The sequence below is a fragment of the Lacinutrix gracilariae genome, assembly GCF_042684485.1.
GTDB classification, from domain to species: domain Bacteria; phylum Bacteroidota; class Bacteroidia; order Flavobacteriales; family Flavobacteriaceae; genus Oceanihabitans; species Oceanihabitans gracilariae.
In genome coordinates, this window is the sequence record NZ_JBHULM010000011.1 from 107,146 (window position 1) to 121,500 (window position 14,355).

Sequence of the window (14,355 nt, forward strand, 5' to 3'; positions counted from 1 at the left end):
ATTCTTTTGACACTTTACAGAAAGCTATCTTCTAGTTTTACAGAAGCAAAAATACAACACTTAATAATTAATCATTAAATTTACATACTATGAAGAAGCGCATAACTATTTTATTTGCAGTACTTATCACTTTAAGCGTAACCGCTTTTGGATTTACAAACTGGACGAATGTACAAACGAAACAACCAAAAGTTTCTACCAAAGCAGAAATTGCAATGCATTCCACTTCTACCGAAAAAACAATGGAGAGCACCTGCTATCAAGGACCTATTGGTCCAATTCTAAGGCACTATTTTGAAAAACCTGAACCAGAAGTTTTCGAGGATTTTATTTATGATGTTGGTTCTAGATTTGCGCCAATGAAAAAAAGTGCAATTGAAAAAGCAACTTCGCTTGAAGATTTTTTTACTTGGGAAGAATTACGCGCTATATCTGAAATTAAATTTATTGAAATTATAATTATTGAAAACGAAAGACAAACCCAAAAAAGAGCGATTAGTTACACCAAAGATTTTACAGATGCACAATTAAAATTACTACAATCTTTAGATTACACTTCACACTTTAATATTAGAATAGAATATTTAGAAAAAAATTCTATAGGTCAATTAGAACATAAATTTAACTCCCCACACATAACTATTGTTCCAGAAAAACAAGCCGAATATATGGATGGTAAAGAGGTCCTAAAAAAATTCTTAAAAGAAAATAGCAGCGAAGCTAGAAAAGATGTAGATCCAGAAAAGCTTCAGCCCGCAAAACTACATTTTACAGTAACCAAAGACGGAAATATTAAAAATGTAAAACTAGACAGAACATCTAACTATCCTGAGGTAGATAAAACCATGATAGAGTTAATTAAAAACTTACCAGGAAAATGGAAACCTGCAGAAAACCTGAAAGGTGAAAAAATGGATCAAGAACAAGTGGTCTCTTTTGGATTAATGGGTTGTTAATCGCAATTCATCTATCTTTAAAAGTAAATACTTTCAAAAAACAAACTGTGCAATGTGAAACCAAAAGGAACTACAGAAATGTAGTTCCTTTTTTTATTCCTAATAATTAGATGCTAAAATCTCAAGCTTTTTCCTTATATTTAACATAAGATCCTCCAAGAACAGCTGCCTACAAATAAACTACAATCATTTATTAATGAAAAAGTTACCCTTTACACTAATACTGTTCTTTCTATTTTCATTTGCTATAAAAGCGCAAAATGTAAATACCGAAAAATCTGTTGTTCATTTTAAAATTAACAACTTAGTTTTTAGCTATGTCAAAGGAACCTTTACAGATATGACAGGAACTGTAAATATAGATACAGACCATTTAAGCAACTCTAAAATAGATGTATGTATTGCTGCAGAAACAGTAGAAACAGGTAATGATAAAAGAGATACTCATTTACGTTCACAAGATTTTTTTTATGTAGAAAACAATCCTAATATTTGTTTTGTTTCAACAACTTTTTCAAAATCTGAAGAAGGTTTTACAACCACAGGAAAACTAACAATGCTAGGTGTCAGTCGCGATGTTACTATTCCGTTTTCCTATAAAAACAACACCTTTATTGGTACATTTAAAATAAACAGAACAGACTATCATCTTGGCGAAAACGAAAACCCGTTTGTTATTGGTGAAATGGTAAAAATTGAAATAACCTGTATGGTTAATTAACAGGAATTATTTTCTGTTTTATTAAATAAAAACGAATAGTATAAAAACTACATAAAATCCTTAAAGCATGAAAAAACCAATACTACTATTCGCTCTATATTTTATAACCAGCTTTACCTTAATACAAGCGCAACAAAACATACATCAAGAAAAATCGGTTATTGAATTTCATATTACAGGAGGAGGAATTTTTAAGGTAAAAGGAACTTTTACAGGAATGCAAGGCGACTTTAATTTAGATACTTCTGATTTAAAAAATGCAAATTTTAATATATGTGTAGATGCCTCAAGCATTAATACCAAAAACCAAAAAAGAGACGATCATTTACGTAGTGCTGATTTTTTAGATACCAAAACGTACAAAAATATTTGCTTTGTTTCTTCTGCTGTAACAAAAACCGAAAACGGTTTTAAAACCATAGGAAACATGACTATTCATGGTGTTACACAATTTGTAGAAATACCATTTACCTTTACAAACAATACTTTAATTGGTGATTTAGTAATAAACAGATTTGATTATAATATAGGTGAAGATTTTAGCACTATAAGGGTTGGCAAGGAAGCCAGAGTTACTATAACATGCGTAGTTTACTAACAACTAAATTTAGCTTACTTTTGTATAAAACTAGTTTTAAATGAAATCTAACTTTACAAAAATAATCTTATGCTTTTTTTTAAGCATTTCTACATACGCACAAACCTATAATACCTTTTACCAAAGTATTGTTGATAATGTTTCTGCATCAAACATACTTACAGATTTAACTAGCTTTGAAAATTTTGGAGTTAAAGAAGTTGGTACTTCTGCCTTAACCAATGCAGAAAACTGGATTACTTCTCGTTACACTAGTCTAGGTTATACAGATATTGAACTACAACCTTTTACTTATTCTTCTGGTACTAGCAATAATATAATTGTTACCAAAACAGGAACCGTTTATCCTGACACCTATATAATTATTGATGCACATTATGATACCATTAACGGACCAGGAACCAATGATAATGGTAGCGGAACCGTTTTATTACTAGAAATAGCTAGACTACTTACCAATATAAATACTGAATACTCTATAAAAATCATCCATTTTAGTGGTGAAGAAGATGGTTTAATTGGTAGTAATTATTATGTAAACAATACGGTTAATCCTGAAAATTTAGATATTCATTTAGTATTTAATCTAGATCAAGTTGGAGGAGTAAATGGCGCAACAAATGATACCATTACTTGTGAAGAAGACCGAAGCAACCCTCCTGCTAACAACAGTGACTCTTCAATAATAACTAACATTCTTGCTAACTGTATAGAGTTGTACTCCAACTTAAACACCCAAATTTCATATGCATATGCTTCAGATTATGTTCCTTTTGAAAACAATGGTGAAATAATTACAGGTTTATATGAAACCAACGAAACCACACATGCGCACACACCTACAGATGTATTAACAAACATGGATCCTGCTTACTTAACAGAGGTAACCAAAGGTTCTTTAGGTGCTTTATTAGAATTTGCAATAAGCACCAATGCATTAAGCATTAACGAAAATATTCAAGACACAGTTAACTTCTACCCAAACCCAAGCAATAATGGTGTTTTAAATCTTAACTTTTTAAATACCACTAGCAACAATAGATCCTTAAAAATCTATGATGTTTTAGGAAAAGTAATTTACACTAAAACCAATCTACAAGTTGCAGAAACAATACATTTAAAAGATTTACAAAAAGGAATTTATATTGTTATTCTTGAAATAGACAACAGAACAACGACTAAAAAATGGATAGTTAATTAACAATTAAACCATCTATTTTCAACTTAAAACAATATTAAACTTATTTTTTAATAAAAAATTCTTCATTTTAATAGCAATTTCATTACTTTAACAACTGCTATTCCATTTTATATCATGAAGAAATTATTACTCACCTTACTATTTGCATGCACATTAACCTCTTGCTTTAACGATCCAGATGATGAGTTTATAGAACAATGTTTAACACCTACAAACATTGTGTTAAGCAACACCACACATGAAAGCACTAGCATTACTTGGGAAGACAGTAATACATCTGCTACTTACACTATAGAATATGGTATTTCTGGCTTTACATTAGGCTTGGGTGAAACAATAACAACTACAGACACAACTGCAACATTAACAGGTTTAGAAGCAAACACCAGTTATGATATCTACATACAATCTATATGCAGTAATAATGTTAGCATGTTAACCAATGTAACACATTTTACCACAAATGAACCTCTTGTTGTTCCTCAGTTTGTAAACAATCTTTCAGATATGCATATTTACACAGGAAATCTTGAAGATTTAAACCCTAGCACTTATACTTTTGAATACGAATTAATTACTCCTCTATTTACAGACTACGCATATAAACAACGCTTAATTGCGTTACCTCCAGGAGAAGCAATGCAATATGTAGACAATGGTCTACCTACATTTCCAGACAATACAGTTATTGCAAAAACATTCTATTACTTTAATGATGAACGCGATACTTCTTTAGGAAAAAAAATCATGGAAACTAGAATTTTAATAAAACAAAATGGCACTTGGGTTACCGGAAACTATAAATGGAACGATGCACAAACCGAAGCTACTTTAGATCCTAATGGCAGTGTTGTTACCTATAATTATGTAGATAATACAGGACAACCAAAAAGTGTAAATTATGAAATTCCAGCAAACACAGATTGTTTTACTTGCCATAGTAACAATAGTATTATTACACCTATTGGCCCAAAATTACGATCAATGCACTTCAACAATCAACTACAATCTTTTGTAGACCAAAATCTACTTACCAATATTACAGATGTTTCTAACGTAACCACATTACCAGATTGGCAAAACGATAGAGACTATACTTTAATGCAAAGAGCTAGAGCTTATTTTGATGTTAACTGCGCACATTGCCACTCACCAGGAGGAACCTGTGACACTACTTCTATTTTAGATTTTACTTTTGAAAGACCTTTTGATGAAACAAACATATATTTACAACGATTTACTATTCAAGCAAGAACTCAAAATTACGCAAACGACTATTCTATGCCTTTAATAGGTACTACCATGATTCATACCGAAGGGTACAATTTAATCGAAGCATTTGTAAATTCTTTATAATTCATTCTGCTAAACAATGTATTTCACGAAAAAAAAGAAGAAGTGAAATTTGCAACTAAAAACAAGTGAAACATAAAAAACCTTCTATTTATTAAGAAGCACAGTAACCGTTTTAGCAACCCAACAACCTACAAACAAAGACATCAAGAAGATTTTTCTTTTTTATTTTTCATTAAAAAAATGTAAAACACAAGCATATTAACAACTAGTAAATATGTTAATATGCAGTTAAAAACTGCATAACAATTAAACTATTTAACATTTATAATGTCAAAGAAGCAAATAACAATAAAAACAAAACAGATGAAAAAATTATTAGTAATAGCATTAGCCTTAGTAACCATTCAAGTTAGTGCGCAAGAGAAAAGAGAAGGAAGAGAAAGAAAAGCAGATTTTTCACCAGAAGAAATGGCACAATTACAGACCAAGCAAATGACCTTAGATTTAGATCTAACCGAAGAGCAACAAGAACAAGTTGGTGCTATTAATTTGGAAAATGCCATCGCTAGAAAAGCAAAAATGGAAGCTAGAAAAAGCAAAAAAAATACCGAAGAAAAGCCTAGCAAAGAGGAAATGCTTAAAATGAGAAACGAAAGATTAGATGCTCAAATTGAATTAAAGAGAAAAATGAAAAATATTTTAAATGAAGAGCAATACGCTAAGTGGGAAAAAAAGCAAGATAGAAAAGGCCATATGCAAAGAAAAGGTAAAAAAGGAAAGCGAGATGGCGATAGTAAGGATAACGATTAAATAAAAATTAGTTTTAGTTTTTTTTTAAAGCACCTTAAAAGAGAAATCTTTTAAGGTGCTTTTATATTTTATAACGTTTTGGCAACTGCAGCAACAGCACTAATTGTTTTGTCTAAATCTGCATAAGTTAAAGCATCTGTAATAAACCAAGTTTCAAAAGCACTAGGAGCAATATAAACCCCTTGACTTAACATACCATGAAAGAATTTTTTAAAGGTATCATTATTCCCTTTTGCCGAAGTTTCAAAATTTAAAACTTCACCTTCTGCAAAATGTACAGAAATCATAGATCCTACTCTATTTATAGTATGTGTAATATTATTTTGATTTAAAACCTCAGCAATTCCTTTATGTAAATATTCGGTTTTTTCTGCCAAACGATTGTAAATCGCTCCATCTTTATTTAATTCTTGCAACATAGCTAAACCTGCTGCCATTGCTAATGGGTTTCCACTTAAAGTTCCTGCCTGATACACAGGACCAATAGGTGCTAAATAATGCATTATTTCATTATTAGCAGCAAAAGCACCAACTGGCAATCCTCCTCCAATAACTTTACCAAAACAAACAATATCTGCCTTAACATTAAACAACTCTTGAGCTCCACCTTTTGCAAGTCTAAAGCCTGTCATTACCTCATCAAAAATTAAAAGAATATCATTGGCTGTACATAGCTCTCTTAATTGTTGTAAGAAATTATTTTTTGGAGGGATACATCCCATATTTCCTGCAACTGGCTCTATAATAATACAAGCTATTTCTCCTTTATTAGCTTCAATAATTTGCTTCACATTATCAATATCATTATAAACAGCAAGCAAAGTATCTTTTGCTGTACCTTGTGTTACTCCTGGACTATTAGGCGATCCAAAAGTTACAGCTCCACTTCCTGCTTGTATTAAAAACGAGTCACTATGCCCATGATAACAACCAGCAAATTTGATAATTTTATCTTTTCCTGTATATCCACGAGCAAGACGCACAGCACTCATACATGCTTCTGTTCCTGAATTTACAAAACGAATCATCTCAATATTTGGAACCATAGAAACTGCCAACTCTGCAATTTGCGTTTCAATTTCTGTTGGTGTACCAAAAGAAGTTCCTTTTTTTGTTTTTTCAACTACAGCATCTACAACTGGCTGATAAGCGTGACCAAGTATCATTGGTCCCCAAGAATTTATATAATCTATATATTCATTATTGTCTTCATCTGTTAAATAAGCTCCTTTGGCTTCTTTAATAAATATTGGTGTTCCTCCTACAGCTTTAAAAGCTCTTACAGGAGAGTTTACTCCTCCAGGAATTACTTTTTCTGCTTGTGCAAATAACGCACTACTACGTATATAACTCATTTAATAATCTTTAGGCATTGGTTTAACAAAAAGCACTTGACCTACAAATAAGCCAGTATCTTCTAAACCATTTAGTTCTTGAAGTTCTTTAACCGTTAATTTATATTTTTTAGAAATAGAGTACAAAGTATCTCCTTTAATAACAGTATGTTTATCATTATTAGTAGCGTTTGTACCTAAAACCTCTGCATCAAATCGATGTAATTGGTAACGCTCTATAAGGCTAATTAATTTATTTGGGTATTTTTTATCTGTTGCATAACCAGCTGCTCTTAATCCTTTAGCCCATGATTTATAGTCATCTTGTTCATAATCAAATAAAGCACTGTAACGCTCTCTTCCTGTTAAGAAAAGCGAGTGATCTCTAAACGAATATTTAGAATTGTTATATTTTCTAAAACATTCTTGTGACGCATCATCATCGTGATAAATTCTAGCGCCTGTCCAATCATGACATTTAATACCAAAATGATTATTAGCTTCTACAGAAAGTCTTCCTTTACCAGAAGCAGACTCTAGAATACCTTGTGCTAAAGTTATACTAGCAGGAATACCATATGCACGCATTTCATCTTGTGCAATATCACTATAAATAGCAATATATTCTTCGGTAGCATTTGCATATACTTCTGGAGTACTTGGTTTAATTTCTGGTGTAACCACCACTTCTTTTACTTCCTCCTTTTTTTCTTTTCTCTTATCAACTATAACTGTTTTATTTTTTTTAGTAGTAACTTTTTTACTTGAGCCACAGCTAAACATAAAACCAGCCAAACAACTTAATATTATTATTTTCTTCATCTATTATTGAATCAATGGTAAATTTTTCTTTTTCAAAACAGTATTCATACCTTGAATACCTTGTAATCCTCCTGTATGAATAACTAATATTTTAGAGTGCTTCGGAAAAAATCCTTTTGTCATTAAATCACGAATACCAAAAAGCATTTTCCCTGTATAAACGGGATCTAATGGTATATTGTTTTGTTTTTTAAACTGATTAATAAATGCTATTAATTCTGCATTTACTTTAGCATAACCACCAAAATGATAATCTGTAACAAGCTCCCAATTTGTTTTGGTTGTAAATTTACTAATTTCTTCTTGTAAAAAGTCTCCTTTTAATGCTGGAAATCCAAGAATTTTTTGATGCGACAAACTAGCTTTTATAATTCCTGATATAGTACCACCTGTTCCTACTGGGCAACATATATAATCGTACACTTGGTCACCTTCTTCTAAAATTTCTTTGCAACCTTTGACTGCAAGTGCGTTTGTTCCTCCTTCGGGAATTAGGTAAAAGTCACCAAACTCTTTCTTTAAGTCTTCTATAAAATAATCTGTTGTTTTACTTCTAAACGCTTCACGAGAAACAAAATGAAATTGCATGCCTTGCTCTTTAGCAAAACTCAAGGTAGGATTTTCGCCTATTTTATCTTGTAACTCCTCTCCTCTAATAACACCAATAGTATGAAAACCATATTCTTTTCCTACAGCGGCAACAGCGGCAATATGATTAGAAAAAGCACCTCCAAAAGTCAACAAAGTAGTTTTATTCTGATTTTTGGCTTCTTGAATATTATACTTCAGTTTGTATAATTTATTTCCAGAAATAAATGCATGGTTGAGATAGGTTTTTCTTACAAAAACCTGATTTACAGCACCCATACTAATTTCAACAGTTAAACCTTTCATTTTATAGAAAATTTACTCGTAATTAACAATTTTTAAACTATTTCACTAAAAAGTGTTAATAATTTACGTCATTTACATAAAAAATGTTAAATTACACTTGAATTACATCTTTTTATATTAAGATTCCCCAAATCTACAATTTGCTTTTTCTATCCTGTCTTTTTGACATAAACTTATGTTGCAAATTTACAGTTTATGATGAAAAAATTACTTTACAAAAAAAACAAGTCAAAGGTAATAGATTATAAACTATTGCTACTAATAGTTTTAGTATTTAGCTATAATCCTTTTACAAATGCTCAAACCACACATATTTCCCCAACCGGTAATGGTGGATTTGAATTGGGAGCTACATTTGCCACTAATGGGTGGAATGCAACTACAGGAGGAGCAAACCAAAACCAATGGGTTTGCGACACAGGAGCAACTACTGGTTTTTCAGATACTCGTGCAGCTTATATATCAAACGCTAGAAACTCAAATCCTCCTCCGCACGCCTACACAAATACCGCGACTAGAGTTACTCACCTATATAGAAATATAACCATTCCTAACACAGAATCTAATATTACTTTAAATTTTGATTGGATTTGTAATGGAGAAGGGATTTATGATAGAATGCGCATCTGGTTAGTACCAACAACTTACAACCCGACTTATGGCAATCAAATTAACGCAAATGGGACGGCGCCTACTGGCAGAGTTCAAGTTGGAGGTAATTTTAGTGAGCAATACACTTGGACCAATTCCACTTATACTATTCCCACAGCCTATGCAGGCAATACCTTTAGATTAGTTTTTGAATGGCGTAATGATGGTAACTCAGGTCAAAACCCTCCTATTGGTATCGACAATATATCTTTAATTTCTGATATGAACAGCAGTTATTGCACACCAGCACCATCAAGTGTTGACGGACTAGGTATCACCAATGTTTCGTTCGACATTGTTAACAATACAACTGGATCCGAACCCGGAAATTACGGTGACTATTCCGCCTTAATAGGTACCGCCGTTGAAGGCACCACGCTTCCCGTAAATATTACTTATTCCACAGGTTATACTTATGACACTACCATTTGGGTAGATTGGAATGATGATTTTGATTTTACGGATGCAGGAGAAACTGTTTATAATGGAGTGTCACTAGCCGCAAACCCTACTACTTTAGCAGCGTCTATTACCATTCCAGCTGGAGCAGCCACTTCAGGAAATGGAACAGGCCTCCATAGAATGAGAATTGGCGGAAAAGATTTTGGACCTACAAACGACCCATGTTACACTGGTACTTATGCGTCTTATGAAGATTATACCTTACTTATAGTAGAGCCAGGTCCTCCGGCCATTACCTCTTTAAGTAGTTCATCTGGTTGCGAAGGTAGCTCGTTCACAATTAATGGAACAAATTTAACTGCTGCATCCTCTGTTACTATAGGAGGCACCGCAGCAACTATTACTTCAAATACAGCTAACTCCATAACGGCTACTGTAGGAGCTGGCACAACTGGAACTGTAACGGTTATAACAGGTGGAGGCTCCGCAAGTAGTATAACTTCCTTTACAGTAAACCCGCTACCTACCAATCCTGCCAATCCAACAAGTAATTCCCCGCAATGTAACCCTGCTGGAGTTACTATCACTAGAAGTGGAACTCCACCTGCTGGAATAACTTGGTTCTGGCAAACCACAGCCAATGGAACAACTACAACCGATAGCGGTAACACATATATTACAAATACTTCAGGCACTTATTATTTAAGAGCTAGAAATAACACTACCGGATGCTGGAGTGCTGGCTCTGGAGTTATTAATGTTACTGTTAATAATCCAATAAGTTCACTAGCAAGTTCTCCTTCCCCAGCAAACAATGCTGCAACAGTTTGTTATTCTGGAACAAATGCTATTACAAGCTTAAATTGGAATGCTGCCGCAAACGCAATTAATTATGATGTGTATTTTGGCACAAATGCAACCCCTGCCTTTGTATCCAATGTAACAACAACAATATACAACATTGGAGCACTCACACCAAACACAACATACTATTGGAGAATAGTCCCATACGGTCCTTGCGGAATTTCTTCTGGCACTCCAATTACTTGGAGTTTTACTACCACAAATGCGCCATGTTTATGTACACCTTCATCTACAAATTCTTCGAATTACATTGATGATTTTTCCACAACAAACGGTATAACTAATATCACAAACAACAATACCGGATACACCACTGGAGGTTATGCAGATTATACTTCTATGATAGCTTCTCAAGCACCTGGCGGAAATATTACATTTTCAGCCGATTTTATATATGGAGTTATAGGAATGGGAGTAGGTATTTGGGTAGATTGGAATAACGATGGCGATTTTAATGATCTCAATGAACAAATCTACAATTCTGCTGGCTATATATCAAACCTTAACTTCAGCTACACAATACCTGGGGTAGCTGCAGGCACTTACAGAGTTAGAATATTGGCTGATTATTGGGCAACATCACCTGACCCATGTGCTTTTGATACCTATGGTCCTTCTGGTGAAGCTGAAGATTATTCGATTACAATTACACCATTAAATTGCACCGACGACCCAATCAGTTTGACTGCTACCCCTGCATCCCCTACTACAGGAACCATTAACTGGACAGCTCCTTCTCCAGCTCCTGCAAATGGTTATGAATATATTGTTTCTACAGATAATTCAACAAGCACTCCTGCTGGAGACATTATAGGAACAACAACAGGAACAACAGTAAATCTTACAGGTTTAACAGCAGGAACTACTTACTATGTATTTGTAAGAGGACTATGTAATGCCGTAGATTTTGGTATTTGGGTTAATACAACATTCACAACTAGTTGTTCCAACATTATAACAACCCCAACGGTTTGCCCGCTAATAGTTGGAGAACAAGGAGTAGATCCCTTTACAGCAGACCCTTTTGATCCAGACCCAAGCTTTAGCTTAGATTGCTCTAACCCAACACTTACGTTACAAGCACATTCCACAATTAGAGAAACAGATAGCTATATTGTTGAGCAAATAGCCTACCCTAATCCTGCACCAGAATATGAGTTTCCAACTTTTGGTGGATCAGGAGCTCAAACAATTACAGATGATGATGTTTGGGCAGATACCAGAACTAATATTGGTTTTAATTTTTGCTTTTATGGCAACACATACTCAGAAACACTTGTTGGCGCTAATGGCATGATTACTTTTGATAGCTCCTACACTCCAGGCTCTTCTTGTGGCTATGCTTTTAACGACAACCTTCCTAGTTTAGTTGGAGCTTTATTTAACAATACTATTTATGGTGTTTACCACGATATAGATCCAAGAGGCTTATCAGGTACACCTATTAAAAGTCGCGTACTAGGCTCTCCAGGATGCAGACAATTTATTATATCTTGGATTGACATCCCTATGTTTGGTGACGCAAGCAGGCTTTATACAGGTATGATTGTGCTACATGAAACCACCAACATCATTGAAGTGTTTATTGAGGAAAAAAGAATAGAAAATGGAGATATAAACCCATGGAATGACGGTAATGCAATTGTAGGCCTACAAGGAGACGCCAATGCAGGAGAAGCCATTACTGCTCCGTGTAGAAATGGATTAGACACCAATTGGGAAACAACAAATGAAGCATGGCGCTTTGTACCAAATGGCGCTATTATCACACCAGACTCTGTAGAGTGGTTTTCCGCAAGTACTGGGTCTACTGTTATTGGAACCGGATCAACTTTAGAAATCTCTACTCCAGACACATATACCGCAGAGGTAACCTACACTTCTTGTGGCACTACAACTACATTTACAGATGATGTTGTTGTCGACCAATCGAGTAAAACCTGGATGGGCTACATAGATAATAATTGGTATGTAGATGGTAATTGGGAACCTAACGGAGTACCAACTTCTAGTGATTGCGTACTAATACCTGATGTTACTGTTTCTAATTTTGACGAACCCATAGCAGACATTATCAATTTAGCACCACTTCCTCCACAACCCGCTTATGCATTAAACTTAACAGTAGCACCTACAGCAAACCTTGAAATTGCTTCGGGAACAAATCTAGTGGTAACAGATTGGATTGCATTAGATGGCTCTATTGATATTAGAGACTCTGGTAGCTTAATTCAAATTACTGATGGAGCAACAAACGTAAACAACAATACAGGTAGTGGAGCTATTAATATGCAACGAACAGCAAACATTACAAGTTCTTATGATTATGTTTACTGGTCATCTCCAGTTGAAGGTTTTAACGTAACAAATGTATCTCCAGGGTCCACACTAATTTATGAATGGATTTCAACTATTCCAGGAAATGGAGTTGGTAATTATGGTAATTGGCAAGCTACAACAGAACCCATGATAAATGGTAAAGGTTATATTATTAGAAATGTAGCAGGCACACCAACTCCTTCTACTCCTGAATTTGTTGGCAAACCTAATAATGGAGTTATCACTAAAGCTATAACTAGAGGAAGTTATGATGGTACAGATTATACAGGAGGAGGCAACACGATAGCGACTAGATTAGACGACAATTGGAATTTAGTTGGAAATCCGTATCCATCTGCAATTTCAGCAAACTCCTTTATTACAGCAAATGCTTCTACCATAACAGATGACGTAGACTCTTCTATTTCAGGAACCATATATCTATGGAGGCACCTAAACACACCAAGTAATGCTGTAAACGATCCTTTTTATGATGGATTTGTTTATAATTATAACCCTAATGATTATATCGCTTATAATAGTACAGGTTCTAACCCTTCAGGATTTGGAGGAGATATAGCTGCAGGACAAGCATTTTTTGTACTCATGGAACACACAGCTCCTATAAATTCAAGTGTTACATTTAATAATACCATGCGTAATGAAACCCTAAATAACAGTCAATTTTATAAAACAAACGAAGACTCACAACAAACATCAAGTATAGAGAAACATAGAATTTGGTTAGATTTAATTGCACCAGACAACAGTGCTTACTCTGTATTAGTTGGTTATATTGAAGGAGCTACAAATACACAAGACAGACTGTATGATGGCTTTGAATTAAGTGAAAACAACACGCGTTTTTATTCTTTAATCAATGATAACGAATTTGCTATTCAAGGTAAAGCTGTGCCTTTTCAAGACACAGATACTGTACCTCTAGGAATTGAAATTCCTCAAAACGGAAATTACACCATTGCTATCAACAACCTAGATGGTTTATTTGAAACTACAAATCAATCTATATTTATTGAAGATACCTATACCAATAACATTCATAATTTACGTGTCAATCCATATAGCTTCAATATAAATGCAGGAACCTATAATGACCGATTTATATTAAGATATACAGATCATTCTTTAAGCACTACTGATTTTGATTTAAACGCACTTGAAATTTTAGCACCAAACAACAATTACATCAAGGTAAAATCCGGAAATAGCACAATAGAAAGCGTTATTGTATATGATCTTTTAGGAAGAAACCTAAGCAACAATCAAAATATTAACGCCAAAGAATTTACCATTACTAACTTTAAGTTTGCTGAAGGCGCTTACATTGTAAAAGCAACACTAGTAAACCAAAAACAAAAAATACAGAAAGTAATTTTAAAGCACTAACTCCTAATCCATTTTTGTAGCATACTTCAATTTAATTACAAGCTGTAAACTAGAATTATTTTATTTTTAGTTTACAGCTT

Annotated in this window: 10 protein-coding genes; 7 read left to right on the forward strand and 3 right to left on the reverse strand. The window is 33.7% G+C overall.

The features are described 5' to 3' along the window. The first annotated feature begins 89 nt into the window (after window positions 1-89). The 6 genes from ACFSSB_RS07725 (at window position 90) to ACFSSB_RS07750 (ending at window position 5,582) form a co-directional block, all read left to right on the forward strand. Window positions 90-956: an energy transducer TonB gene (locus tag ACFSSB_RS07725; protein ID WP_379902810.1), complete on the forward strand. Its 867-nt coding sequence runs from the start codon at window positions 90-92 to the stop codon at window positions 954-956. A gap of 196 nt (window positions 957-1,152) precedes the next feature. Beyond that, window positions 1,153-1,677 (forward strand): YceI family protein, encoded by a 525-nt coding sequence (locus ACFSSB_RS07730; RefSeq protein ID WP_379902814.1) that lies wholly within the window; start codon window positions 1,153-1,155, stop codon window positions 1,675-1,677. A 67-nt stretch (window positions 1,678-1,744) separates the two neighbouring features. Next, entirely contained in the window at window positions 1,745-2,275 is a 531-nt protein-coding gene (locus ACFSSB_RS07735) for a YceI family protein (RefSeq protein WP_379902817.1), read from the forward strand. Window positions 2,276-2,315: 40 nt separating this feature from the next. Next, window positions 2,316-3,476 (forward strand): M28 family peptidase, encoded by a 1,161-nt coding sequence (locus ACFSSB_RS07740; protein ID WP_379902820.1) that lies wholly within the window; start codon window positions 2,316-2,318, stop codon window positions 3,474-3,476. Between the two features lie 114 nt (window positions 3,477-3,590). Beyond that, complete coding sequence (locus ACFSSB_RS07745) at window positions 3,591-4,832, forward strand: fibronectin type III domain-containing protein (RefSeq protein ID WP_379902822.1); 1,242 nt, start codon at window positions 3,591-3,593, stop codon at window positions 4,830-4,832. Between the two features lie 303 nt (window positions 4,833-5,135). Continuing rightward, complete coding sequence (locus ACFSSB_RS07750) at window positions 5,136-5,582, forward strand: hypothetical protein (RefSeq protein ID WP_379902826.1); 447 nt, start codon at window positions 5,136-5,138, stop codon at window positions 5,580-5,582. A 68-nt stretch (window positions 5,583-5,650) separates the two neighbouring features. Here the strand turns inward: ACFSSB_RS07750 and hemL are convergent, their stop codons facing one another. Genes hemL through ACFSSB_RS07765 form a run of 3 tightly spaced genes read right to left on the reverse strand, consistent with a single transcriptional unit; the run spans window position 5,651 to window position 8,605 of the window. Next, window positions 5,651-6,937, reverse strand: coding sequence for a glutamate-1-semialdehyde 2,1-aminomutase (gene hemL, locus ACFSSB_RS07755; protein ID WP_379902829.1), 1,287 nt, complete (start codon window positions 6,935-6,937; stop codon window positions 5,651-5,653). Next, complete coding sequence (locus ACFSSB_RS07760) at window positions 6,938-7,738, reverse strand: glucosaminidase domain-containing protein (protein ID WP_379902832.1); 801 nt, start codon at window positions 7,736-7,738, stop codon at window positions 6,938-6,940. A 3-nt stretch (window positions 7,739-7,741) separates the two neighbouring features. Further along, on the reverse strand, window positions 7,742-8,605 hold the full coding sequence (locus ACFSSB_RS07765; protein WP_379905665.1) for a 1-aminocyclopropane-1-carboxylate deaminase/D-cysteine desulfhydrase: 864 nt from the start codon (window positions 8,603-8,605) through the stop codon (window positions 7,742-7,744). 222 nt (window positions 8,606-8,827) lie between these two features. On the opposite strand from ACFSSB_RS07765, the gene ACFSSB_RS07770 reads away from it, so the two are divergent. After that, the gene (locus ACFSSB_RS07770) at window positions 8,828-14,275 is read left to right on the forward strand and encodes a GEVED domain-containing protein (protein ID WP_379902835.1); all 5,448 of its coding nucleotides are present in this window, start codon (window positions 8,828-8,830) and stop codon (window positions 14,273-14,275) included. Window positions 14,276-14,355: the final 80 nt, after the last annotated feature.

What these genes read in the sequence shown, in the direction of transcription:
- ACFSSB_RS07760 (WP_379902832.1), bottom strand. Translation starts at nt 7,738, where the DNA reads ATGAAGAAAATAATAATATTAAGTTGTTTGGCTGGTTTTATGTTTAGC.
- hemL (WP_379902829.1), bottom strand. Translation starts at nt 6,937, where the DNA reads ATGAGTTATATACGTAGTAGTGCGTTATTTGCACAAGCAGAAAAAGTA.
- ACFSSB_RS07750 (WP_379902826.1), top strand. Translation starts at nt 5,136, where the DNA reads ATGAAAAAATTATTAGTAATAGCATTAGCCTTAGTAACCATTCAAGTT.
- ACFSSB_RS07730 (WP_379902814.1), top strand. Translation starts at nt 1,153, where the DNA reads ATGAAAAAGTTACCCTTTACACTAATACTGTTCTTTCTATTTTCATTT.
- ACFSSB_RS07735 (WP_379902817.1), top strand. Translation starts at nt 1,745, where the DNA reads ATGAAAAAACCAATACTACTATTCGCTCTATATTTTATAACCAGCTTT.
- ACFSSB_RS07765 (WP_379905665.1), bottom strand. Translation starts at nt 8,605, where the DNA reads ATGGGTGCTGTAAATCAGGTTTTTGTAAGAAAAACCTATCTCAACCAT.
- ACFSSB_RS07725 (WP_379902810.1), top strand. Translation starts at nt 90, where the DNA reads ATGAAGAAGCGCATAACTATTTTATTTGCAGTACTTATCACTTTAAGC.
- ACFSSB_RS07745 (WP_379902822.1), top strand. Translation starts at nt 3,591, where the DNA reads ATGAAGAAATTATTACTCACCTTACTATTTGCATGCACATTAACCTCT.
- ACFSSB_RS07770 (WP_379902835.1), top strand. Translation starts at nt 8,828, where the DNA reads ATGATGAAAAAATTACTTTACAAAAAAAACAAGTCAAAGGTAATAGAT.
- ACFSSB_RS07740 (WP_379902820.1), top strand. Translation starts at nt 2,316, where the DNA reads ATGAAATCTAACTTTACAAAAATAATCTTATGCTTTTTTTTAAGCATT.